The 23,313-nt window shown below is 35.8% G+C and carries 21 protein-coding genes; 15 read left to right on the top strand and 6 right to left on the bottom strand.

Annotated elements, in window-relative coordinates; translation table 11 throughout:
* The first annotated feature begins 216 nt into the window (after positions 1-216).
* The 9 genes from CW751_RS01095 (at position 217) to CW751_RS01055 (ending at position 12,344) form a co-directional block, all read left to right on the top strand.
* Positions 217-3,408 (top strand): PKD domain-containing protein, encoded by a 3,192-nt coding sequence (locus tag CW751_RS01095; RefSeq protein WP_101333110.1) that lies wholly within the window; start codon positions 217-219, stop codon positions 3,406-3,408.
* Between the two features lie 1,165 nt (positions 3,409-4,573).
* Positions 4,574-5,227, top strand: coding sequence for a peptide-methionine (S)-S-oxide reductase MsrA (gene msrA, locus CW751_RS01090; RefSeq protein WP_101333109.1), 654 nt, complete (start codon positions 4,574-4,576; stop codon positions 5,225-5,227).
* 182 nt (positions 5,228-5,409) lie between these two features.
* Complete coding sequence (atpB, locus tag CW751_RS01085) at positions 5,410-6,519, top strand: F0F1 ATP synthase subunit A (protein WP_101333108.1); 1,110 nt, start codon at positions 5,410-5,412, stop codon at positions 6,517-6,519.
* A gap of 32 nt (positions 6,520-6,551) precedes the next feature.
* Positions 6,552-6,755 (top strand): ATP synthase F0 subunit C, encoded by a 204-nt coding sequence (gene atpE, locus CW751_RS01080; RefSeq protein ID WP_101333107.1) that lies wholly within the window; start codon positions 6,552-6,554, stop codon positions 6,753-6,755.
* Positions 6,756-6,839: 84 nt separating this feature from the next.
* Positions 6,840-7,334 (top strand): F0F1 ATP synthase subunit B, encoded by a 495-nt coding sequence (locus tag CW751_RS01075; RefSeq protein ID WP_101333106.1) that lies wholly within the window; start codon positions 6,840-6,842, stop codon positions 7,332-7,334.
* 5 nt (positions 7,335-7,339) lie between these two features.
* A complete protein-coding gene (gene atpH, locus CW751_RS01070; RefSeq protein ID WP_101333105.1) occupies positions 7,340-7,873 on the top strand; it encodes an ATP synthase F1 subunit delta in 534 nt (177 codons plus the stop codon).
* A gap of 32 nt (positions 7,874-7,905) precedes the next feature.
* Positions 7,906-9,480 (top strand): F0F1 ATP synthase subunit alpha, encoded by a 1,575-nt coding sequence (gene atpA / locus CW751_RS01065; protein ID WP_101333104.1) that lies wholly within the window; start codon positions 7,906-7,908, stop codon positions 9,478-9,480.
* Between the two features lie 36 nt (positions 9,481-9,516).
* The gene (atpG, locus tag CW751_RS01060; RefSeq protein ID WP_101333103.1) at positions 9,517-10,395 is read left to right on the top strand and encodes an ATP synthase F1 subunit gamma; all 879 of its coding nucleotides are present in this window, start codon (positions 9,517-9,519) and stop codon (positions 10,393-10,395) included.
* A gap of 224 nt (positions 10,396-10,619) precedes the next feature.
* Positions 10,620-12,344, top strand: a complete 1,725-nt coding sequence (locus tag CW751_RS01055) for a SulP family inorganic anion transporter (protein ID WP_101333102.1) — start codon at positions 10,620-10,622, stop codon at positions 12,342-12,344.
* 455 nt (positions 12,345-12,799) lie between these two features.
* On the opposite strand, the gene CW751_RS01050 is transcribed toward CW751_RS01055, so the two are convergent.
* The 4 genes from CW751_RS01050 to CW751_RS01035 are packed head-to-tail and all read right to left on the bottom strand — an operon-like array spanning position 12,800 to position 16,049.
* Entirely contained in the window at positions 12,800-14,680 is a 1,881-nt protein-coding gene (locus CW751_RS01050) for an LTA synthase family protein (RefSeq protein WP_101333101.1), read from the bottom strand.
* A gap of 22 nt (positions 14,681-14,702) precedes the next feature.
* On the bottom strand, positions 14,703-14,978 hold the full coding sequence (locus tag CW751_RS01045; RefSeq protein ID WP_101333100.1) for a hypothetical protein: 276 nt from the start codon (positions 14,976-14,978) through the stop codon (positions 14,703-14,705).
* Positions 14,978-15,277 (bottom strand): Asp-tRNA(Asn)/Glu-tRNA(Gln) amidotransferase subunit GatC, encoded by a 300-nt coding sequence (gene gatC, locus CW751_RS01040; RefSeq protein WP_101333099.1) that lies wholly within the window; start codon positions 15,275-15,277, stop codon positions 14,978-14,980. The genes CW751_RS01045 and gatC overlap by 1 nt, the downstream gene beginning before the upstream one ends.
* Positions 15,278-15,302: 25 nt before the next feature.
* The gene (locus tag CW751_RS01035) at positions 15,303-16,049 is read right to left on the bottom strand and encodes a lysophospholipid acyltransferase family protein (protein ID WP_165779184.1); all 747 of its coding nucleotides are present in this window, start codon (positions 16,047-16,049) and stop codon (positions 15,303-15,305) included.
* Positions 16,050-16,148: 99 nt separating this feature from the next.
* Here CW751_RS01035 and trpS point away from each other — a divergent pair, with 99 nt between their 5' ends.
* The 4 genes from trpS to CW751_RS01015 all read left to right on the top strand — a co-directional run bounded on the left by trpS (position 16,149) and on the right by CW751_RS01015 (position 20,791).
* A complete protein-coding gene (gene trpS, locus CW751_RS01030) occupies positions 16,149-17,120 on the top strand; it encodes a tryptophan--tRNA ligase (RefSeq protein WP_101333097.1) in 972 nt (323 codons plus the stop codon).
* A 100-nt stretch (positions 17,121-17,220) separates the two neighbouring features.
* Positions 17,221-18,924 (top strand): peptide ABC transporter substrate-binding protein, encoded by a 1,704-nt coding sequence (locus CW751_RS01025; protein WP_101333096.1) that lies wholly within the window; start codon positions 17,221-17,223, stop codon positions 18,922-18,924.
* A gap of 111 nt (positions 18,925-19,035) precedes the next feature.
* The gene (locus tag CW751_RS01020) at positions 19,036-19,797 is read left to right on the top strand and encodes a glycosyltransferase family 2 protein (RefSeq protein ID WP_101333095.1); all 762 of its coding nucleotides are present in this window, start codon (positions 19,036-19,038) and stop codon (positions 19,795-19,797) included.
* On the top strand, positions 19,784-20,791 hold the full coding sequence (locus CW751_RS01015) for a glycosyltransferase family 9 protein (RefSeq protein ID WP_101333094.1): 1,008 nt from the start codon (positions 19,784-19,786) through the stop codon (positions 20,789-20,791). The genes CW751_RS01020 and CW751_RS01015 overlap by 14 nt, the downstream gene beginning before the upstream one ends.
* Positions 20,792-20,825: 34 nt before the next feature.
* Here CW751_RS01015 and CW751_RS01010 read toward each other — a convergent pair whose 3' ends face one another.
* Positions 20,826-21,017 carry a hypothetical protein gene (locus CW751_RS01010; RefSeq protein WP_101333093.1) on the bottom strand — a complete coding sequence of 64 codons (192 nt, stop codon included), beginning with the start codon at positions 21,015-21,017 and terminating at the stop codon, positions 20,826-20,828.
* 212 nt (positions 21,018-21,229) lie between these two features.
* Here CW751_RS01010 and CW751_RS01005 point away from each other — a divergent pair, with 212 nt between their 5' ends.
* The gene (locus CW751_RS01005) at positions 21,230-22,081 is read left to right on the top strand and encodes a hypothetical protein (protein WP_101333092.1); all 852 of its coding nucleotides are present in this window, start codon (positions 21,230-21,232) and stop codon (positions 22,079-22,081) included.
* A 19-nt stretch (positions 22,082-22,100) separates the two neighbouring features.
* Here the strand turns inward: CW751_RS01005 and CW751_RS01000 are convergent, their stop codons facing one another.
* Positions 22,101-22,958, bottom strand: coding sequence for an ion transporter (locus tag CW751_RS01000; protein WP_101333091.1), 858 nt, complete (start codon positions 22,956-22,958; stop codon positions 22,101-22,103).
* 108 nt (positions 22,959-23,066) lie between these two features.
* Between CW751_RS01000 and CW751_RS00995 the strand changes: the two genes are divergently transcribed.
* Positions 23,067-23,276, top strand: a complete 210-nt coding sequence (locus CW751_RS00995; RefSeq protein ID WP_101333090.1) for a hypothetical protein — start codon at positions 23,067-23,069, stop codon at positions 23,274-23,276.
* The last annotated feature ends 37 nt before the right edge of the window (positions 23,277-23,313 follow it).

Here is a 23,313-nt window from a genome sequence, read left to right as displayed (position 1 = left end):
AGGAATTAATGAATTTAAACTGTGCAGGTTAAGCAGTATTTTAGTTCAAATACAACTGTGTTGAGATATTGTCCCTGTATTAATACCTTGAGTTTAATAGCTTATCTATCAATCGTCATCATGTCGAGATGTTTAATCTAAAAAATATTCATAAAGGTATATTCATTTGAATACTTTATATTTGTATTATAGTGATACTATGTTGAAAAATCTAATATGATTAAGTACGTATTTTTAACCCTATTTATCGGCATAATTTCGTTTTGTGTTCAAACTCAAACAGATCCAAATGATATCAATGATATTATATTATGGTATTCTGCTGATTCGGTAACACAAGATTCAAATAATAATGCAGCTATCTTACATGATAAAAGTGGAAATGGATTTAATGCTGTTCAAACTATACCCAGTCGCAGACCCAATATTATTTACGACTTCAATAATCACCCATCTTTATCATTTAGTGGATATTATAACTATATGGATTGTGATTTTAATCAAACATTCAATTCTCCAAATACATTCTTTATCATTCTTAAAGATATATCTACTGCTGGAAATAAGTATTATTTCAGTGGACTAAATTATCCTGGTGGCTACTCTTTTTATCATAGAGCAAACTTAACAATGTCCATTCATTCAGGTAGTACCTTTACTCAAAGCTATCCAAAATCGTTTCCATTTGATTATACACTTTTCACTATACAGTATAATAATGGTTCTTATACTATTAGAGAAAATGGGATTCATAAGGATAATGGAGCAACTGGTACAGGGTCCTTTAATGGAATTAGAGTTGGTGGAAGATTCGATCTTAATTACTTTTTTGAAGGTAATCTTGCTGAAATGGTAGCTTATAATCGCAATCTAGGTTTATCAGAGCTTACTCAAGTTGAATCCTATCTGATGAATAAGTACGCCCCACCTGTCAATGTGGGTATTGATTCATCTCATTACAGCTTTTGTAATTTAATTATAAAAGCTGGAAAACATTTCACCTCCTACCTCTGGTCAGACGGCTCTACTGCTGATAGCCTTATCCCTTCTCAATCCGGAACCTACTGGGTGGAAGTTGAAGATATTTTCGGAAACATTTCAAGTGACACAATAGATGTTCAATTACCAGAATTTCAACACCCCACAACCCAACTCTACTGTCCCAACGATTCCATAATATGGGATACAGGTCTCGGTCAACACTATACCTACCTTTGGTCAGACGGTTCTACAGGTGATACATTAAACATCGCTTCTCCAGGGGCGGTTCATGTTGTCGTCACCGATACCAACGGATGCGTTTTTAAATCGGACACCTTAACTTTTTCGGAAGATCCATTTTCGAGCACTGCCACTTTAGGTCCCGACAAAGATTTATGTTCGGGCAACAACTTAGGGTTAACTGCAGGAGCAAATGAGGCTACAAACTATGTATGGAACACGAGCGAAACAACATCAGAAATTGAAATTACCACAACAGGAACTTACAGTGTTATTGCTGAAAACGCCAACGGCTGTAATGTAAAGGACACCATTGCCATTACCATCATTGGAGATGCGCCCAACATTTTAGCAGATGTTCCTGCCTATGTGTGTACCGCAGCACCCTTCGCTTATGAAGATCTTTCCAGCACCACAGACGGTTCCAGCATCGTTTCAAGCGATTGGAATTTTGGAAATGGAGAAACAGCAAGCGCAACACAAGGCAGTTTCGCGTATGCTACGGCGGGCAATTATGATATTACTTTAACCATAGCAACGTCATCGGGTTGTTTCAATACCACGACCGTTCCGATAGAAGTTAAAGCCAATCCCAGTCTATCCTTTACATCAACGAACAGTTGTCAGCGGCAAGACATTACCTTCAACGGCGGACAATTGTCTCCGGAACCAATTACTGCTTGGAGTTGGAATTTTGGAGACCCTGCAAGCGGAACAGCAAACACGGCCAATGGTCAAAATACGCATCACCTTTTTGAAACTTCGGGAGATTTTGACGTAATGCTCGTTGGAACGGATATTTTTGGATGTATAGACACCTTGGTTCAAAGCACAACAATAGATCCCACACCAAATATAGATTTCACCTTTACCGAAGTGTGTGAAGGCAACGTTGTGAATTATCAGAATGCTTCCACAATTACGGCACCTGCAACTATTTCTACCTATCAGTGGAACTTTGGAGACGGCACTAATTCCGGACAAGCGGATCCGCAAAAACCGTATGCAGCGCATGGAAATTACACCGTAACCTTAACTGCTACAGCAAATAACGGATGCAGCGACAGCGAAAGTCAAACCGTTAAAATTCATGCAACTCCGCAAGTTAATTATACGGTAGATCAGGCATGTGCGGGCATAGAAACCGAGTTTACGGATAATTCTTTCATTCCCAATGGCAGTGTAGCTCAAGTCGATTGGTCCATTGACGGTCAAGCTCCACTCACTGGATTTACGGTCAACGCTAATTTCGACCAAAGCGGCAGTTATACTTTAGAACAAACCGTTCAATCGGCATTTGGCTGTATGAATACTGCACTTGCTATGGTGGAAATAGCAGATTTCATTTCGGCAGATTTTGAATTTTCCCCCAATGCGTTTGTCACCGATTACCCCATTACTTTTGAAAGTACAAGTACAGGAGCAAATGAATACCAGTGGACCTTTGGAGATTTCGCCACCTCACAAAGTCCAGATACCAGTATCGTTTTTGACGAAAGTCAAATCGATACCACTTACGAGGTAGCATTGTGGGTTCGCAACATTCACGGCTGCTCCGACAGTGTGAGCATACAACGCACCGTCTTGGAACGCACCACGGATTTGGAATTGTCTCAATTGTTTAGTCAGGAAGTAAACGGATTTTTAACCTTAGGCGTTCAATTGAAGAACGTAGGAACCACACCAATCACTTCAGTAGATTTATTCTTGCGCAAACCTGGGATGGTTCCACTCAAGGAGACCTGGGAAGGCAACCTCCAAGCAGGGGAGAGTGAGAATTATATTTTCTCCGCTTCGCCAAGTGCTGCAGTTCAAGATCAGGAAGTCAACCAGAACTATTTATGCATTGAAGGTCGGATTGTTGCTCCGGGTCAGTTTTCTGAACTCAATTTAGCCAACAACGAAGTCTGCACGGCAGTTGCACCAACAGAAATGGCCCTTATTCACCCTTATCCTAATCCAGTGAACGATCAACTAACGGTAAAAGTTGTTCTCCCCAAGGAAACGGTCATTGGTTTACATATTTATGACAATCAAGGAAGAAAAGTGCACACCATCACAGAAAACGAAGCCTTACAGAAAGGGCTGAACGTCTTTTATGTGAATACTTCGGGATGGAGTTCGGGGAGTTATAAGATACAGACAGTTGGAAGCGCTGTTGATGCGGTTGGGTTTGTGAAGTTGTAGAATCCTCCCCGAGCCCCACTTTTTGGGTATAAAAATAGATTTTTGAAAAGATACTGTTCTCCTTAAAACCAGAAGTTACTCCGCAGCACTTCCCCCTCCTGAGGGGGAGACGTAAAGACTCACCTCTAAGTGTGCAAGTAGAACTTTGCGTATAAAAGATGTTTTAACGTGAAAATCGTTCTCCTTAAAACCAGAAGTTACTCCGCAGCACTTCCCCCTTTGGAGGGGGCAGGGGGGAGGACACTTAAAACCCACCCTTTACTATTTATAAAACAGCGTTAAAATAGAAATTGATTTTACTAAAAAGGAAAAGTTGGTTTGAAACAAAATCCTCCCCTCAATCTCCGTCAGCTGACGGAAGAGATGAAAGAACCCACTTTTCGGCTATAAAAATAGATTCCTCGTCGCCCCGAGTTCTCGGGCTCCATCGGAATGACAATCGTTTCGGGTGTGAGGGTGGGTAAAAACAAGCCGAAGCAGAGCTTCGGCTTGTTTTTACCCCATAATTCTCTCATCTGTTTGTCATTCCGAACAGCAGTTAAAATCTTTGATTTTTGCTGATGGAGGAATCTCTTTTTTTGTGTAAAAGGCGAATAAGTATGGAGGTCTTTAGTCCGAGGCTAAATCCTCCCCCCAACCCCCTCCTGAGGGGGAGATGTAAAGACCCACCTCTAAGTGTGCAAGTAGAACTTTGCGTATAAAAGATGTTTTAACGTGAAAATCGTTCTCCTTAAAACCAGAAGTTACTCCGCAGCACTTCCCCCTTTGGAGGGGGGCAGGGGGAGGACACAATAAAACCCACCCTTTACTATTTACAAAACAGCGTTAAAATAGAAATTGATTTTACTAAAAAGGAAAAGTTGGTTAGAAACAAAATCCTCCCCCCAACCCCCTCCTGAGGGGGAGACGTAAAGACCCACCTCTAAGTGTGTAAGTAGAACTTTGCGTATAAAAGATGTTTTAACGTGAAAATCGTTCTCCTTAAACCCAGAAGTTACTCCGCAGCACTTCCCCCTTTGGAGGGGGGCAGGGGGGAGGACACTACAAAACGCACCTAAAACCGAAAATCATTCTCAATATCTTACAATCTTACACCCACAAGTAAACGGATTTTTATATTATTAAACAATATAACAAGGTAAAACGTTATTTAAAAAACGAAATCATGAAAACAACAATATTATTCTTCTCTTTTTTATTTGCAATGTCAAGTTGTAATAGTAAGAGCAAGTTGCATGATGGTAGTACGGTCGGTTTACAAACCGCCTCTACCTCTAATCAAAATATTAAAACAAACGCCGTTGCTTATTTTGCTTCAGGTTGTTTTTGGTGTGTTGAAGCCATTTTCGAATCTGTGAAAGGAGTTGGAGATGTAGTTTCTGGTTATTCTGGAGGAAAAGCCTCAACAGCAAAGTACGATTTGGTGAGTGCGGGAAGAACAAATCACGCAGAAGCCGTTATGGTGCCTTATGACAGTACAAAAATTGATTATAAAACTTTATTGAAAGTATTTTTTGGTTCTCACGACCCTACAACATTAAATCAACAAGGTCCAGACAGAGGAAAGCAATACCGAAGTTCTATTTTTTATCAGAACAAAAGGGAACAAGAAGAAGCGCAAGCGTATATAAAACAACTTTTAAAAGAAGGTAAGTTTTCAAAAATTACGACAGAGGTAGTTCCACTCAAAGGGTTTTATGCTGCTGAAGATTATCATCAAGATTACGAACGAAATCATCCAAACAATAGTTATGTAAAAGCAGTCTCTGTTCCTCGCTTGAATGAATTCAAATCAAAACATCCTGAACTTTTAAAGTAAAATTTTGATTAACAGATTATTGATTTAATTTTCGATCAGATATGCAACGTCAAATATTTTACATATTTTAAAAAAGTTAAGCAATCCCAAATAAAAATGATTTAGGGTATAAAAATTATAAAAAGATTATATACCTTTGCACCCAAATTTGAATAGAACAATTCATCTTTAAAGGGATAAAAATGTTGAATACAGCGATTAAAGCATTAGTTTGGACAGTAGTAATGTTACTTTCTGCGCCAGTTTTTTCAAGTTCACCTGAAGAAGGCGAGCCCGTTGATGTCACAGAGATGATTATGCATCACATTAAAGATGCGCATGAGTGGCATATTTTAACCTATACGGATGATAATGACGGAAAACAACATGTGTCTATTCATTTGCCTATTATTTTAATTGATAATGGATTGAAGGTTTTTTCTTCGAAAAGACTTTACCACGAAGAATCACCAATTCAAATCACAAATGCCGAAGGAGAAAAAGATCATTATTACCTAAATTCTGAATTGGGGTATGCGGTTTATCATGAAACGATTTACAAGTTAAATGAAAACGGTGAGCTTGACTTCGATGAAGCAGGTCATGTGATAAGTGCTAAACCTTATGATTTCTCAATTACAAAACACGTATTTACATTATTATTCTCATCTGTATTGTTGATTTTCTTACTGAAAATTGCTGTTAAGACATACAAGAGAGACGGAATGCATCCACCGAAAGGATTGGCGCGTTTCATTGAACCAATTGTAATCTTTGTTAGAGACGATATTGCACGTACCAACATTGGTGAAGCGAAGTACGAAAAGTACATGCCATATTTGTTAACCGCATTCTTCTTTATTTGGATCAACAACATGTTGGGGTTAGTTCCAATCTTCCCAGGAGGTGCGAACTTAACTGGAGACATTAGCTTTACTTTATCTTTAGCTGCAATTACTTTATTGATTACAGTATTCTCAGGAAACAAACATTATTGGGGTCACATATTTGCAACACCGGGAGTTCCTTTCTGGTTGTTACCCATTATGATTCCAGTGGAGATTGTTGGAATATTTGCTAAGCCATTTGCATTGATGGTGCGTTTGTTTGCAAACATTACAGCAGGACATATTATTATATTATCATTAACAGGAATTATTTTCACGTTCGGAAGTGCGGCGTGGGCAGGTCTATCAATTCCAATGTCATTATTTTTATTGATATTGAAATTGTTGGTTGCATTTTTACAAGCCTTCATTTTTACAATGTTATCAGCGCTTTTCATCGGAGGAGCAGTTGCTGAGGAACATTAATTAATTAGTAATCTTTATAAAAACAAATAGTTATGACTGGATTAGCTGCTATAGGAGCTGGAATCGCTGTACTAGGTGCAGGGATGGGAATTGGTAAAATTGGAAGTTCAGCAATGGACGCAATGGCTCGCCAACCGGAAGCTGCATCTAAGATTCAAACAGGTATGATCATCGCCGCGGCACTTATTGAGGGTGTTGCTTTATTCGGTGTGGTTGTAGGTTTGCTTCAAGGATAGTAAAAAAGAAGTGTAATCTCCGCACAACGGTTGGTTGTGCGGAGTTTATTAAAAAAGATTAGTTAAAAGAGAAAACAATAAACAATGGATTTAATTACACCAGACCTTGGGTTAGTATTTTGGACAGGATTGACGTTTATCATCCTTATGTTCATTTTAACGAAGTTTATTTGGAAGCCGATTATGGCTGCTGTTAATAAACGTGAGGACAATATTCAGGATGCTTTGGATATGGCTAAGAAGACCAAGGCAGAAATGGAGAAATTGCAAACTCAAAATGCTAATTTGTTGAAGGAAGCTCGCATTGAACGTGATGACATGATCAAAGAAGCTAAAGAAACGAGCGACAGAATGATCGATTCAGCAAAAGGTAAAGCAAAGGAAGAAGCAGATAAAATTGTTGAAAACGCGCGTGTTTCTATTGAGGCAGAAAAGAATGCAGCAGTAGCTGAATTAAAGAATCAAGTTGCATCAATTAGCTTAGAGATTGCTGAAAAGATTTTACGAGAAGAACTTTCTTCAGACGAAAAGCAAAAACAATTGGCAGATCGTTTCGCTAAGGACATCAACTTAAATTAAGAACAATGGAAGGATTGAAGGTAGCAGGTCGTTATGCACAGTCACTATTAGAATTGGCTGAAGAAAAGCAGATTACAGATGCTGTGTTGAAAGACATGGAGCACTTGTTAGCTACAACTAACGAAAGTAAAGACTTCCACGTGTTTTTAAATAGTCCATTGATAAAAATGGATAAAAAGAACGAAATCTTTGATAAGATTTTCGGAGGTTTTCAAGAGGTTTCTAAAAAGTTTATACATTTATTAACCAAAAACAATAGAGAGGTTATTTTACCGCTTATTGCGGAAGAGTATATCTCTAAATTGAATGAAATTCGAGGAATTGTACCTATGACGATTACTTCTGCTGTGAAATTACACGATGAGGTAAAAACCACTATTTTAGAAAAATTAAATAAGCAAGTCAAAGGTTCAATTGAGCTTACAGAAAAAGTTGACGAATCCTTAATTGGTGGGTTTGTGGTAAGAATGGGTGATACACGTATTGATGCGAGTATTGCACATCAACTTAATGAAATGAAACAACGTTTAATACGATAATTTAACGCTTGCGTTAATAAAAGTTTAAAGAAATGGCAAATATAAAACCAGCAGAAGTTTCTGCAATTTTAAGAGAAGAGCTTTCAGGATTTAAAACCGAAGCTGAACTTCAAGAAGTAGGTACGGTACTCACAATTGGTGATGGTATTGCACGTATTTACGGTCTTGGAGGTGTTCAATATGGAGAGCTAATTGAATTTGATGGTGGTCTTCAAGGAATTGCCCTCAACTTAGAGGAAGATAACGTTGGAGCTGTACTTTTAGGTAGCTCTACGGCAGTAAAAGAAGGAGATACTGTAAAAAGATTAGGAAGAATTGCTTCAGTAAAAGTTGGTGAAGGAATTGTTGGTCGTGTGGTGAACACATTAGGTGAACCAATTGACGGAAAAGGTAAAATTGAAGGTGAATTGTTCGAAATGCCAATCGAGCGTAAAGCGCCAGGGGTAATTTATCGTGAACCTGTTACAGAACCAATGCAAACAGGAATTAAGTCTATTGACTCGATGATTCCAATTGGTCGTGGACAACGTGAGTTGATTATTGGTGACCGTCAAACAGGAAAAACTACTGTTGCGATTGATGCCATCATTAACCAAAAAGAATTTTATGATGCAGGTGAGCCTGTTCATTGTATATATGTAGCTGTTGGACAAAAAGGTTCTACAGTTGCAGGTATTGTTAAAAGACTTGAAGAAGCTGGTGCAATGGCTTATACAACTGTTGTTGCAGCAAATGCCTCTGATCCTGCTCCAATGCAATACTTTGCTCCGATGACAGGTGCAGCAATTGGTGAGTTCTTTAGAGATACAGGACGCCCAGGATTAATCGTTTTTGATGATTTATCAAAACAAGCGGTTGCTTATCGTGAGGTTTCATTATTGTTACGTCGTCCTCCAGGACGTGAGGCGTACCCTGGTGATGTTTTCTATCTTCACTCAAGATTGTTGGAGCGTGCTGCAAAAATCATTAACGATGACAGTATTGCATCTCAAATGAACGATTTACCTGAAGCATTGAAAGGTAAAGTGAAAGGTGGAGGTTCTCTAACTGCTCTTCCAATTATTGAAACGCAAGCAGGTGACGTTTCTGCTTATATTCCAACCAACGTAATTTCGATTACTGATGGACAGATTTTCTTGGAGTCTGATTTATTTAACGCAGGTATTCGTCCAGCAATTAACGTAGGTATTTCTGTATCACGTGTTGGTGGATCTGCTCAGATTAAATCAATGAAGAAAGTTTCAGGAACGTTAAAATTAGATCAAGCACAGTACCGTGAGTTAGAGGCTTTCTCTAAATTTGGTTCGGACTTGGATGCTGCAACGAAAAATGTACTTGACAAAGGTGTACGTAATGTTGAGATCCTTAAGCAAAACGAAGGTGATCCATTTACAGTAGAGCGTCAAATTGCGATTATCTATGTTGGTACTAAAGGATTAATTCAAAATGTACCTGTTGAGAAAGTTAAAGCTTTCGAAATCGAATATTTAGATTACTTAGATGCAAAGCATAAAGATCTTATGGATACTTTAAAAGCTGGAAAATTAACAGAAGAAATAACAACTACTTTAACAAAAGTAGCAAAGGAAATTGCTTCAAAATATTAATCTTTCTTAGATAGAAAGTGAATTGAATTGTAAGGAATGGCGAATTTAAAGGAAATAAAAAACCGTATTACTTCTATTTCTTCAACGATGCAGATTACACAAGCCATGAAATTGGTTTCTGCTGCAAAATTGAAGAGAGCATTAGATGCAATTACACAATTGCGTCCTTATGCTAACAAAATCCAAGAAATTCTTGGCAACGTTAGTGCTACGCTTGATCTTTCTGAAAATAGATACGCTGAGCAACGTGAAGTGAAAAATGTACTAATCATCGGTATCTCATCCAATAGAGGATTGTGTGGTGGTTTTAATAACAATATCACGAAAAAAATCAATGAATTGCTCAAAGGCGATTTAGCAGGTAAAAATGTGGAATTATTGTCAATCGGTAAAAAAGTAAATGACTCCTTTAAAAATGGAGGAATTTTAAATCGACCTGAACATTTAAGTAATGAAGCAGCTATTTTCGATGACCTTACATTTGAACACGTTTCAGAGTATGCGCAGTATGCTATGGACTCTTTTATTGAAGAGAAATACGACCAAGTAATTGTCGTTTACAATGAGTTTAAAAATGCAGCTGTTCAAATTATTCGTGATCAGCAGTTATTGCCAATTGTTCCATCTACCTCAGAAGAGGATTCAAATGAAATAGGAGATTATATTTTTGAACCTTCAAAAGAAGAAATCATTAGTGAAATTATTCCTAAGTCATTAAAACTGCAACTTTTTAAAGCAGTACTTGATTCTAATGCTTCAGAACATGGTGCAAGAATGACGGCAATGCATAAAGCAACGGATAATGCAACAGAGTTGAAAGATGATTTAACGTTAGAATATAACAAAGCACGTCAAGCTTCAATTACCAATGAAATTCTTGAAATTGTTGGTGGTGCAGAGGCCTTGAATGGGTAATGTACTTTGAGGAATTGGTTAATTATTAACGGATAATTGATTTGTGATTACGAATTCTGACTTTTATAAATGATATTTAACAAGAGGTTTTTCGAAAGAAAGACCTCTTTTTTTGGTGTCTACTTGATATGTAAATTGTGATATATGTAACGTAATTATATTTTTTTCCTTTTTATCTTCGTAGATTGTAATTTTGCCATTAAATATAAGTATATTCATTATTTATGCAGTTTAAACTTCCATTTCTACATCAATTAAAGAACTATAGCGGAAAACTATTTACCCAAGATTTAATTGGCGGCTTAACGGTTGGTGTTATGCTGATTCCACAAGGGATGGCGTATGCTTATATTGCCGAAATTCCACCAGTATATGGCCTTTATGCTTCCATTGTTCCCTTATTGATTTATATGTTAATGGGAACGTCTAAATATGCTGCCATTGGTCCAGCTGCATTAACTTCCCTTCTTGTTATCACAGGATTAAATCACGCTGGTATTACCGAAGAAAAGGAATTTTTAAACGCTGTTTTTGTGATTGCCTTGCTTTCAGGTGTAATCCAAACCCTTATGGGCGCTTTTCAATTGGGGAAAATTGTCAATTTTATCTCCAAACCAGTTTTAAAAGGATTTATTTTTGGTGCTGCCTTAACCATATTTCTAAGTCAGGTAAAGAGTGCAACAGGTATAGATGTTAATGCCAAAGGATCTTTTAACACCCTTGTTGCATTAGGTTCCAATTTGTCTAGTTTGAATATTTATACCTTGCTTTTATCTGGTTTCTCTATCGCTTTTCTTTTTTATATGAAAAGATTTAGTAAAAGAATCCCGAATCAATTGATCGTTATGTTTATAACCCTATTGGTCGTTTTCTTTTTTGGCATGGAAAATAAAAATGTAGATATTCTAGGTGTAATTCCTGAAGGTTTGCCATCGTTTTTTATTCCTACAATGGATTGGGCGTTGATTAAAACATTGCTTCCTGTGAGTGTTACTATTGCATTTATAAGTTTTGTTGAAGTGTATGCGATTGGTGTATCATTAGAAGATAAAGAAGATGCTGGAAATTTAAAGCCAAATCAAGAATTAATTGCCTTGGGTATTTCTAAGTTTGTTGGTGCGTTCTTCCATGCTTATCCAACTTCTTCTAGTTTTTCAAGATCAGCAGTGAATAAACAAGCAGGTACAAAAACTAATGTGTCAACCATTTTCACCATCACTTTGGTCATTTTAACACTCGTTTTTTTAACGCCTTATTTTTATTTTCTACCTAAAGCAGCATTAGCGGCCATAATTATTGTTGCTATTATTGGTTTAATGGACTTTAAGTACCTGCGTAGACTTTGGACAATTGATAAACGAGATTTTTTAATGTTCGCCGTTACCGGATTGGTTACTTTCTTAGTAGGTGTTCAAGAAGGAATCATCACAGGTGTTGTATTGTCTATAATGGCATTAGTATACGCCATTACTTATCCGCATGCCGCTGAAATTGGGTTGGTAAAAGGAACTTTTGATACCTTTAGAAATGTTGATCGACATACCAATGTAGATATTGACGACAGTATCCTCATTTATCGCTTTGATGCGCCATTAACTTTTGCAAATGTTCCCCATTTTTTAAAAAAACTGAAAAGCTTTGAACAACATCATGAGCACCTCAAATATGTTATTATAAACGCCAGTGCGATTGATTCAATTGATACTACAGCGATTGATACACTTAGTGAATTAGCAGAAGAGTATCGACAAAATGATATTCGTTTAGTCATTACCTGCTTGAAAGGACCAGTAAGGGATAAGTTCTTTAAAACAAATATGTTTGATGAAATCGGTAAGGAGAACTTCTTTCCAACCGATATTGATGCCTTAAAAGATTTTAAAGGTGCAGAACGCTTGGTAGATACGGATATTTTATTTCAAACCAATCCAAAAAGGAAAAGAAAGTAACTTGTCGATTTATTTTTTGGAATAAATGGCAACGCTATATCTTTGCTTATCTTTCGTTTGGGTCTAACCCGAATTCCAAGACAGGGTCTTTTGTAACATAAAATAGCTAACTTCATCGACTAAGTCGAATTTTTTAGATTGAATTACACCTGACGCTGAAGGTGTCAAGTAATTATAGCCCTGCGTTGCGCTTTGCTTACACGGGGCTATAAATATCGGTATAATTCTTTTGACGGCATTTTTGTCGCGTAGCAAAACAAAAATGATGACAAAAAAATCTTGTGTATTTGTAAGATTTAAAATTTAACGCATAAACCGAGTCTGTGAGCTCAACGACCAAAGGAGTTAATAATCTGGGCTAAGCTTTCAATTTAATATCTGTATCATTATGACCACGAAGAAATTTAAAGGCAAAAGCGCTCGACGATACATTACAACAAGATTATAGACAAGGTTTACAGCGATTCATACTCCTCATAAATCATCTGCATGAATGCATCACATCTTTTTCTTTCTTGAGGTAGCATTTGAGGATCAAAGGTGTTTACAATGTATTTTTGATAGTCTAAATGAAAGGTGAATTTACCTGCTGGTGTTACCCATCCAAACCCTCGTGTTGTCGCGTGCAAAGCAAATTCAGGAACATTTGGGTTTAATAAATCTTTACTCCATGGGTAGTCTTTACCAGTATCAACTTTCATTTGGTAAAGCAAGGTTGCAGCAATATCGGCTTGTGAACCTACTTTGTCAATAACCATTCCTCTTGCAGCGTCTTTTAATGCAGGTCCATATAAAAGTAAGGGTATTCTATAAAATTCAGCGTCATTTGGGTTGCTGATATACGGCGAAGCATGTCCATGATCGGCAACAATGATAAATAACGTGTTCTCATGCCATTTTTGTTTTTCTGCTTCCTGTATGAATTCCGCTAAACATTGATCTGCATAAATTACAGAGTTCATAAAGTTGGCTGCTTTGCCTTTCCAACTTTCTTTATTGTGTCCAGGAAAGTCATAAGGTGAATGTGTACTTCCTGTAAAAGCACATTCAAGAAAAGGTTCTTCTTGGCGATTAATTTTATTTAGAAATAGGTCGTATAAGTCTTCATCGTAATAATTGAGCTTACCTCTTTCCAAATTGGAAGGAAAGTCTGATTCATCTTGAATGCGATCAAAACCATGGTCATTAAAATAACTGTCGATGTTTCCGTATTTTAAATCACCACTAAATAAATACCCCGACGTATAATCTCTATGCATTAAGCTTTGATTGAGCGATTTTAATTTTCTATGTTTAAAGGGTTGCATAGAAATAGAGATTTCGGGTAGGGCTGGGTAACCTGAAAAAATACTCGCATTTCCTATCTCTGAGGTGCTTCCTGTTGCGTAAAGATTTGTAAACAATACACCTGATTTGCTTAATTCATCAAAGTTTGGCGTAGCGCCTGGTTTTCCAGATAATCGACTGCTGACTGTTGATGTCCAACTTTCAAGAATTACGAATACCAAATTTGGCGAAGTATTTTCTAAAATATAATTATCGTGTTCTTTCTCATAGTTAAGAAAATCTGACATTGTATTGGCTAGCTCTTCCTGACTGTAGTTGGATAAAAACTCACCAATGTTTGAACGCTTAAAGAGTAAAAAACTTTTTCCAAAAAAATAGGGTGAATTAACAGAAATGTCATTGATGACAAAGTTTTTTGAAAAATAGGAAGCATCTATATTTATTGGAATTTGTTGCCAACCTCCTCGTGCTAAAAGAAACTGAAGGCCTAATAAAACAGGAAGGATAGGGATATACAAGAGTAGTTTTAACCAAATCTGTGTTTGTTCGACATTAAATCGAGTAGTTTTAAAAAGCCATTTACTTACTTTCCATCCAAATACAATTTCTAAAATCAGGTATAGGATAAATAATACGGTCATTGTGTAATCAGCTGTTCTAAAAACTTCATCAGGATTACTCAAATGCATAAAAACACGTGAGGTTAATTTATGATTCCATTCACCATAGGCATTTATTTCTCCGGCATGAATCATGGCAACAAGAACGAGCTCAACAATTAGTATTATTTTAAAGAGATTGAAGAAGAGTTTTTTCTGCGTGGAAATAAAAATAGTGATCAACACAAGTGGCAATACACTTAACACACTTCCTGTTGCTAAGTCTAAGCGAATGGAGTGAAAAAAGATCTGTATCCATTCCCAAAAAGAGTTGTCTTTAAGTTTGTCTAAGTAATGAATGGAAAATAAGACCCTTTGAAAATCAAATACTAAAACCCAAAATAACAGCAGTAAAACAAAGGCGAGTATTGCTTTTTTTATGATTTTCATGAGAAAAACGTATTGTTGTTGATTATTTCAATTCGCCTGTAAATTCTAAGCTCTCACATTCTGCAGCTTTTTTATGTAGCTCCTTGGGCATCATTTCTTGGAAAGGCGCACAAATTTCGTCTCTGTGTTTTTTAGCTTGCACTAAACTGTCTTTTCCTGCTTGTGTTGGCGTACGGTCAAAAAATGACGCCGAAATTCTATTGACTTCTTCTCCAGCTTCAACACAATCACATAGCGCATTATTGTTGTTGCATGAAAATAAAGTAACAGTAAGAAATAAGAAAAATAAGTGTCGCATTAATCTATGGTTTTATCCAATACTTTTGGAATTCTAAAATAATCTGAATCTTTCTTAGGTGCATTTTTTAAGATTTCTTCATGGCTAATGTCTTGTTTTGGAACATCTGACCTAAGCACATTGATTTCTTCAGACATATAAATAAGCGGTTCTACGTTTTTAGTATCTATTGCATTAAGCTGACCCATAAAGTCAACAATATTACCTAGGTCTTTCTTTATGGCAGTTTTGTCGGCTCCTGTAAAGGAAAGTCGGGCTAAATGTGCAATGTGATCAATTAATTCGTCTTTTATTTCCATGATTCATTTCATTATACATGCAAATTTAAGCATTCTTTTGTGGTAATTGCGATTTGATTAAACGATATGTTTTTTCTTTTAACGTTTCAACATCACTTTCAACTACTTCATGAGCGCTTATCATGCAATGAATATGGACTTTTGCTAATCCTGGTTTTGCCGGAGCACAAAATGTATCTGGATCTGAAAATAAATAGTAATGGTTAATAAAAGTGATGGGAAGAATAGGACATTTGGCTGCTTGAGCTAATTGAAATGCACCACTTTTAAAAGGCGCAAGTTGAGGAGCGTCATCCGGTATTCCTCCTTCTGGAAAAATTACAATGCTCCAATTCTTGTTAATTTCTTTTCTTGCCTGAATGAAAGCTCTCGCAGATTTAATTGAACTACTTCGATCTACGGGAATATTAAGTCCTTTAAAAAAGGTTTTGACCAGTGGATATTTAAGAATTTCACTTTTTCCCATAAAAAGAAACTGATGATGCGGTAAAATACTGTAAAGTAAAAATATGTCTAAATAAGAGCTGTGATTGGCCACTAAAACAAATGGACCTTTTATTTTAGCATCTTCAAAAGTTTCCTCCACTGCGTAAAAACATAAAATACGCATACATCTCGACCAACAAATGTTAACCCTAAAAGTAAATTGTTTTAAAGAAGAATTGTAAATAAAGAAAAGTAAAATTGGATAGAAAATGACTAGGGTGAATGCAAAGGCAATCCCAATATAAATTTTCCACAAGTAATATAACGTCCCTGTTATGTATTTCATTCTCTTTATTATGCGCACCAAATATATATATTTTGTCGAAGTCTTCAACAAAAGTTTATTTTTGTAATTCATTTTAATCAAATAAAACATAAAATTAACATGGCACGAGTTTTAACTGGAATTCAAAGTACAGGCGTTCCGCATTTAGGTAATTTATTGGGAGCTATTATGCCTGCTATAAACATGTCAAATTCAAGTGGTAATGAATCTTTCTTGTTTATTGCCGATTTACATTCTTTAACCTCCATTAAAGATGGAGAAACTTTAAAGGGGAATACGTATGGAGTAGCCGCGGCATGGTTGGCTTTTGGTTTAAATCCAGAAAAAACAGTTTTCTATCGACAAAGTGATGTTCCTGAAGTAACAGAATTGGCTTGGTATTTAATGTGTCATTTCCAATATCAACGGCTAACGTTGGCACACTCTTTTAAAGATAAAGCAGGAAGAACGGAGGATATCAATGCAGGGCTATTTAACTATCCAATGTTAATGGCTGCAGATATTTTATTATACGACGCAGATGAAGTTCCTGTAGGAAAAGATCAAATGCAACATATCGAAATGACTAGAGACGTAGCTCAAAAATTAAACCTGAGCACAAAAAAGGAGCTACTTGTAATTCCCGAAGCTAAGGTGGAGGAGAACACGCAATTAATTCCAGGAACTGATGGTGGAAAAATGAGTAAATCAAGAAATAATTATATTAATATTTTTCTTTCTGATAAACAATTGCGCAAACAAGTAATGAAGATTGAGACGGACAGTACGCCTATGGAAGAGCCAAAAGATCCTGAAACTTGTAATGTATTTGCCATTTATAAATTGTTGGCGACAAAAGAAGAAGCAGTTACTTTAGCAAATCAGTATAAAGGAGGGAATTTTGGATATGGACATGCGAAACAAGCGCTTTACGATTTAATAATTACAAAATTTAAGGAACAAAGAGAGCGTTTTACTTATTTTATGGAAAACAAAGATGAAATTGATGCAATTTTAAGTCAAGGAGCAGAAAAAGCCAGAAAAATTGCCCATAAAACCTTGTATCGTGTGAGAAGAGAACTTGGGTATTAATTGAAACTTATATGAAATAGATAATATTTACTTGCTATTGTCGTGCATATATTGGGTCAAATTTCTATATTTGTGCAACGCTCATGAAAATCTACACGTTATGTCTAATAAACTATTTGCTTTACTAATTCTTACTATCCTGTTTTTCAGCTGTAAAGATCAGTCTACTCCAGATGCCGAAGGAGTTATTACCGCCAAGGGTGGTGTTAGGTACGGAGGCAATTTCAGATTCATGTCGAATGAAAAGGTTAATTCACTGCACCCTTTAGAAAGTACGGATGTTTATTCCACTCGAATTGTGATGCAGATTTATGAAGGATTATTAAAAATAGATGCATCAAGTACCGATTTGGTTCCTGCTTTGGCAAAAAAGACAGAGGTAAATGAAACATCTACCTTATTTACTTTTCATTTAAGAGATGATGTTTTTTTCCACGATGATCCGTGCTTTGAAAACGGAAAAGGAAGAAAAGTAACGGCAAATGACTTCAAATATGTGTTTGAACTTGCATGCTCTAATAGTGAGAATAACGACTTGGCTTATTTGGTTAAGGACAAAATCTTAGGAGCTGCTGATTATTATGAAGGCAAAGTTGATCACGTGGAAGGTTTAAGAGTTGTTGATTCATTAACTTTAGAAATAGAGTTAGAAAAGCCTTTCTCAGGATTCAAAAAAGTACTAACACATAGTGGTTTAGCTGTGTTCCCCAAAGAGGCTATCGAAAAATATGGAGAAGATTTTAAAAAACACGCTGTTGGAACAGGAGCGTTTAAATTGGATGTTTTTCAAGATGATAAAATCGTTTTAAAAAGAAATAACAATTACTGGGATAAAGATGACTTTGGAAACCCATTGCCATTTTTAGAAACGGTTACAATGACTTACAGTAAAGATAAAACAGATGAATTACTTTCTTTTAGAGAAGAGAAAATTGATTTAGTTTTGGACATCCCTGTAGAAGAAGTTGAAAATGTTTTAGGTACATTAAACGAAGCGCAACTTGGTGAAAACGTGAAGCATATTGTAGATTCAAAAGCAAGTATGAGTATTACTTACTATGGTTTTGCACATGAAAGTGAAGTTTTTTCTAAAAAAGAAGTGCGTCGAGCTTTCAATATGGCTGTTGATAGAAAGTCAATTATAGATAACTATTTATCAGGTGAAGGTTGGCCTACTTTGAATGGATTCGTTCCTAAAATGAAGGGTTATCCAATAAATGATGTGAACGGATATTCCTATGATGTAGCGGCCGCTCAAGAGTTAATGAAGAAAGCAGGCTATCCCAACGGGAAGAATTTTCCAAAAGTTGCTGTGTATGTAAATGCGCTCGAAGGCTCTGGAGGTCATAAACTCGCTCAAGCAGTTAAATCAGCTTTAAAAGAAAATTTAGGAGTAGACATAGAGATTGAATTAGTTGAATTTAATGAACGTGAAGAAAAAATACAGTCTGGAGACGCTATTTTCTGGCGTTCAGGTTGGGTTGCCGATTATCCAGATCCAGAGAACTTCTTAAACTTGTTTTATAGTGGTAATATCGATCATGGAAGCACAACCATTAACCCTTTTAAATATAAAAATGATGAGTTCGATAAAACTTTTGAATCAGCGTTAGCCGAAACAAATGAGGAGGAAAGAATGAAATTGTTTGCAAAATGCGACCAAATATTAATCGACGATGCCGCAGTAATGCCGCTAGTTACCGATGATTTTGTAACGATGGTCAACTTAAAAGTTAGAAAATTTGTTACCAATGAGGTTGAACAATTAGATTTTTCTCGTATATTTATAAAAGAAATTAATTAATAACAAATTAAACCTCTCAGCTTGCAAAAGAGAAAAAATTAAAGCTGTACCATAAAGGTGCAGCTTTTCTTATTGAATTTCATTTAACTTTGTGGGCTAAACTCGTTTATAATGAACAAGAAGTTATCGTCTACAATTATCACCTTCAACGAGGAGCGTAATATTGAAAGATGTATTGATGCTTTGCGCCCAGTTTCAGATGAGATAATCGTATTGGATTCTTTTTCAACAGATCAAACGGTAGAATTGTGTAAACAAAAGGGCGTTCGCTTGGTGCAAAGAGAATGGAAAGGATATGCCAACGCTAAAAATTATTTGAATCAATTGGCCACACACGAATATATATTTTCTGTAGATGCTGATGAAGCGCCAGATAAGGAATTGCAAGAGCAAATTTTAATTCAAAAAGAAAAAGGCTTTGTAGGGGTTTATTCCGTCAATCGGCTGACAAATTATTGTGGTAAATGGATTAAACATTCAGGATGGTATCCAGATGTTAAAACACGTGTTTTCCCGAAATCGAAAAGTGAATGGCAAGGTGCTTTTGTACATGAAGAACTTGTTATTGATGGGAACCCTTCTCCTCAATTGTTGAAAGGACATCTGTTCCATTATTCCTATTATAACCACAAAGAGCACAGGGAAAGGGCAGACAAATATTCAGCATTAACTGCAAAGAAAATGTTCGCCAATGGAAAACGTGTTGGTCCTTTGAAGCCATACATTTCTGCTTTTGGTAGATTTGTCGCAATGTATTTTATAAAACTTGGCTTTCTTGATGGTAAGGCCGGATTTCACATTGCTCGAATTTCTGCCCAATCAAATATTTTTAAATACAAGGAATTAATTCGTTTACAACATGAAGGTAATTGATCTTAATCGAAAAACAATTCTCATCAGTAGAACGGATAGTATTGGTGATGTGATACTAACGCTACCTATATGTAGCTGGATAAAAGCAAATTTTGAGGATACGAAAATTATTTTTCTAGGTAAGTCTTATACCGTTGAAGTGTTGCAATGTTTTCCATTTATTGACCATATTGTTGAGTTGAATGAATGGGAAGCTTTTTCTATGGAAAAACAAGCTACGCTTTTAGCAGAGAGAGATGTAGATGTGTTTATTCATGTTTTCCCTAATAAACATTTAGCTCGCCTAGCTAATAAGGCTAAAATCCCTTTCAGAATTGGAACTTCCCATCGATTATATCACCTTACTACTTGTAATGTTCGCCCTAATTTCACACGGAAAAAATCAGATAAGCATGAAGCTCAATTGAACTTTTCTTTATTGGAGAATGCTGGAGTCAATCAATTGCCGAGTATAGATGAGATAAAGGAATTAATGACTGAATTTAAACCAAAGGTGTCTCTTAATGGATTTTTAAAAAAATGTCTTGAAAGACCTCAAAAAAAGATAATTCTGCACACAAAATCACAGGGGTCTGCAGTTGAATGGCCAATAGAAAATTATATTGAATTGGCGCATAGATTAGTTGCAAAAGAGTATACAGTGTATTTTTCTGGTACGGAAAAGGAAGGGAAACAATTTCGTTCGTTTTTACCTGATAATGATAGTATTATAGATATTTCTGGTAGAAGTAGCCTAGGCGAATTTATTACCTTCATATCTCAATGTGATGCTTTAGTGGCTTGTAGTACGGGTCCGTTACATATAGCAGCGGTTTTGGGAATAAAGGCGATTGGTTTATATACAGATTTAAGGCCTATGCATCCAGGAAGATGGGCACCAATTGGGAAAAATAGCATCGCTTTAACAGCAGATACAAAAAAACCTCCACAATTAGAAGATATTCACCTTATAAAAGTAGAGGACGTCCTTGAACAAATAACGCGTACAAACTAGAATAGATGCTAGTTTACAGTTTGTTAGTATGCGTTTATTTGAATTTCTGAGGATTGTTAGCTGCTTCTCTATTATATTTAGCTTGTAAACGAAGCCAAATAAATAAGCCTACAAATCCTAATACAATTACACCATAATTAAAAATGTTTCCCACATTTTCAAACAAGATTTCTGTCGTCCATAAAAGTCCGTCACCTGTCGCTTCAACTATTTCTGTATAAGTCATAACATTTATATTATTGCTACAAATATAAGATTTTTATAATTGAAACGCCAAAAACCCTATATTTATCTACTCAATTCGATACATTTGTAATTTATAAAACTATTCCATTACATGATAAAGTATTTTGCCAATAACCAGTCTTTTATACTCATTCTTGTACCTGTTTTTGTAGTGCTTCACATGATGATGGATTACTTTTTCCCGCATTTAATATGCTCGCTATTGGTCAAGAGAATTTATGGAACCTTGATTTTAATGCTTTACCTCCATTTTATTCCAAGTTGTTAGCCATCGTTTTTATTTGTATTAATGCAATTTTATTGAATTTTGTTTTTAATAGTTTAGAGTTCTACGATAAATTCAATTATTTGCCAAGTATAATTTATGTTTTATTGGTTTTTCTTTTTCCCATAAGTTTACGTTTTGGTGAAGATTTATTAGGACACCTTTTTTTCATTTTAGCTTTTAATCAGTTGCTCAGCATTCGACAAAACGACGATGCGCGTAACCATACTTTTTTAAGCGGACTTTTCTTGGGGATTGCTGCTACTTTTTTACCAGTATATTTCTTGTTTATTTTTGTAATTTGGTTTGGTTTATTTACGATTAGACCTTTTGTTTTTCGAGAATATCTTTTGCCATTAGTTGCGCTTATTTTTCCCTTTTTGTGGATAGTGCTCGTGAATCCTTATTTTATAGATGAATTCTTCGACTTTGATTCAACCCTTAATTTTTCTCGTTTTGGTGAATTTTTAATTCTCTTACCACATATTGTAATTATTGTGTTGGCAATCTTGGCTAACAAAAAAATACTTGAACGCCGATTAAAAAGTTCCATTAGATTTAAAAGAATAATTGCTGTAACTTTTATAGCGCTTCTATTTTCCGCTAGCTTGAGTGTTGTTATTTTACTATTTTTTGATACCTATTTTTACTTTACGATTGGTGCTGCTATTCTGCCGTTTGTTTTACCGTTTGCATATTTAGAGGTCAAGAATAAATGGTTGCCTAATATTCTTTTTTATGCTTTAATTATACTGAATATTGTAAAGTTTCTTTTTTAGGATTTATTTAAAAAAGTGTCTAATCCTTAAACTCGTATCCACAACTTCTACAAAATTTTGCTGCTTTTTTATGGTCTTTTTCACCGCAATTTGGGCACTCAAAAGCTTTCATTCCTTCACTTTTAATGTTCGTGAATTCCGAGGAAACTATTCCTGTAGGAACCGCTATTATCGCATAACCAAATAACATTATAAAGGAAGCGACCGCCTGACCTAAGGGAGTCACGGGTGCAATATCGCCATATCCAACAGTTGTAATTGTTATAATTGCCCAATATACCGACCTTGGAATACTCGTAAATCCTGCCTCGGAAGGCTCAATGACATACATTAATCCCCCCAGAATAATTACGATCGTTAACATTGATATCAGGAATACAGTAATCTTATGGCGACTATTTTTTAAAGCTTCACCCAAGATGTCCGCACCTAACATATACCGAGAAAGTCGCAATATTCTGAATATTCGTAAGAATCGAATTGATCTAAGGATCATTAATGCTGCCGTTCCATCAACCATTAAACTCAAATAAGAAGGAAGAATCGAAAATAAATCAACTAATCCCATGAACGAGAAAATGTAAGAAAGCGGTTTTCTCAAACTAACAATTCTGAGGATGTATTCGATGGTAAATAAACCGGTTACTATCCATTCTATAGTAATGAAAGTAAGTCTGTATTTTAAGTTTAAATAGCTTACACTTTCCAGCATTACAACAACTACCGAAAGCAGAATTATAATTAATAGAATAATATCAAATGCTTTACCCGTTTTGGTATAAGTTCCATAAATAACTTCCTGAACCTTTAGTTGCCAAGGTCTCAAGTTGAATTCTTTTTCGCGAAACGCTAAAGATTTATCTATTCTTTTCTTCATGGATAATGATCTGAATGCTTAAAAGTAGTGAATTTTAAGAAAACAAGCATGTATTGAACCTTTTATCGTGAAGATTGATAAGTAATTGATATTTTGTAATTTTACAACATGAAAGTTCAAGACTTAATACAAAAACGATTTTCTGGTCAGCTTAACAATGACGCAGAATATATGGAGCTCATTGTTCAGGTTTTTGCTGTTTTAATTCTCGGCTTGGTCTTGTGGCGAATGATGGTTATTTTTCACAGAAAGAAAAATGCCAAACGAAAAAAGAGCGTTTTCTTTGATAATACATACAGTAGAAATTGGAGGAAATAAACTAAATCAGCTGCTTGCTGGTATTTGATTAATTGAA

The organism is Brumimicrobium salinarum, assembly GCF_002844555.1.
Classification (GTDB): domain Bacteria; phylum Bacteroidota; class Bacteroidia; order Flavobacteriales_D; family Crocinitomicaceae; genus Brumimicrobium; species Brumimicrobium salinarum.
This window is presented reverse-complemented; position numbering and strand designations above follow the sequence as displayed.

What these genes read in the sequence shown, in the direction of transcription:
- CW751_RS01095 (WP_101333110.1), top strand. Translation starts at nt 217, where the DNA reads ATGATTAAGTACGTATTTTTAACCCTATTTATCGGCATAATTTCGTTT.
- msrA (WP_101333109.1), top strand. Translation starts at nt 4,574, where the DNA reads ATGAAAACAACAATATTATTCTTCTCTTTTTTATTTGCAATGTCAAGT.
- atpB (WP_101333108.1), top strand. Translation starts at nt 5,410, where the DNA reads ATGTTGAATACAGCGATTAAAGCATTAGTTTGGACAGTAGTAATGTTA.
- atpE (WP_101333107.1), top strand. Translation starts at nt 6,552, where the DNA reads ATGACTGGATTAGCTGCTATAGGAGCTGGAATCGCTGTACTAGGTGCA.
- CW751_RS01075 (WP_101333106.1), top strand. Translation starts at nt 6,840, where the DNA reads ATGGATTTAATTACACCAGACCTTGGGTTAGTATTTTGGACAGGATTG.
- atpH (WP_101333105.1), top strand. Translation starts at nt 7,340, where the DNA reads ATGGAAGGATTGAAGGTAGCAGGTCGTTATGCACAGTCACTATTAGAA.
- atpA (WP_101333104.1), top strand. Translation starts at nt 7,906, where the DNA reads ATGGCAAATATAAAACCAGCAGAAGTTTCTGCAATTTTAAGAGAAGAG.
- atpG (WP_101333103.1), top strand. Translation starts at nt 9,517, where the DNA reads ATGGCGAATTTAAAGGAAATAAAAAACCGTATTACTTCTATTTCTTCA.
- CW751_RS01055 (WP_101333102.1), top strand. Translation starts at nt 10,620, where the DNA reads ATGCAGTTTAAACTTCCATTTCTACATCAATTAAAGAACTATAGCGGA.
- CW751_RS01050 (WP_101333101.1), bottom strand. Translation starts at nt 14,680, where the DNA reads ATGAAAATCATAAAAAAAGCAATACTCGCCTTTGTTTTACTGCTGTTA.
- CW751_RS01045 (WP_101333100.1), bottom strand. Translation starts at nt 14,978, where the DNA reads ATGCGACACTTATTTTTCTTATTTCTTACTGTTACTTTATTTTCATGC.
- gatC (WP_101333099.1), bottom strand. Translation starts at nt 15,277, where the DNA reads ATGGAAATAAAAGACGAATTAATTGATCACATTGCACATTTAGCCCGA.
- CW751_RS01035 (WP_165779184.1), bottom strand. Translation starts at nt 16,049, where the DNA reads ATGAAATACATAACAGGGACGTTATATTACTTGTGGAAAATTTATATT.
- trpS (WP_101333097.1), top strand. Translation starts at nt 16,149, where the DNA reads ATGGCACGAGTTTTAACTGGAATTCAAAGTACAGGCGTTCCGCATTTA.
- CW751_RS01025 (WP_101333096.1), top strand. Translation starts at nt 17,221, where the DNA reads ATGTCTAATAAACTATTTGCTTTACTAATTCTTACTATCCTGTTTTTC.
- CW751_RS01020 (WP_101333095.1), top strand. Translation starts at nt 19,036, where the DNA reads ATGAACAAGAAGTTATCGTCTACAATTATCACCTTCAACGAGGAGCGT.
- CW751_RS01015 (WP_101333094.1), top strand. Translation starts at nt 19,784, where the DNA reads ATGAAGGTAATTGATCTTAATCGAAAAACAATTCTCATCAGTAGAACG.
- CW751_RS01010 (WP_101333093.1), bottom strand. Translation starts at nt 21,017, where the DNA reads ATGACTTATACAGAAATAGTTGAAGCGACAGGTGACGGACTTTTATGG.
- CW751_RS01005 (WP_101333092.1), top strand. Translation starts at nt 21,230, where the DNA reads ATGCTCGCTATTGGTCAAGAGAATTTATGGAACCTTGATTTTAATGCT.
- CW751_RS01000 (WP_101333091.1), bottom strand. Translation starts at nt 22,958, where the DNA reads ATGAAGAAAAGAATAGATAAATCTTTAGCGTTTCGCGAAAAAGAATTC.
- CW751_RS00995 (WP_101333090.1), top strand. Translation starts at nt 23,067, where the DNA reads ATGAAAGTTCAAGACTTAATACAAAAACGATTTTCTGGTCAGCTTAAC.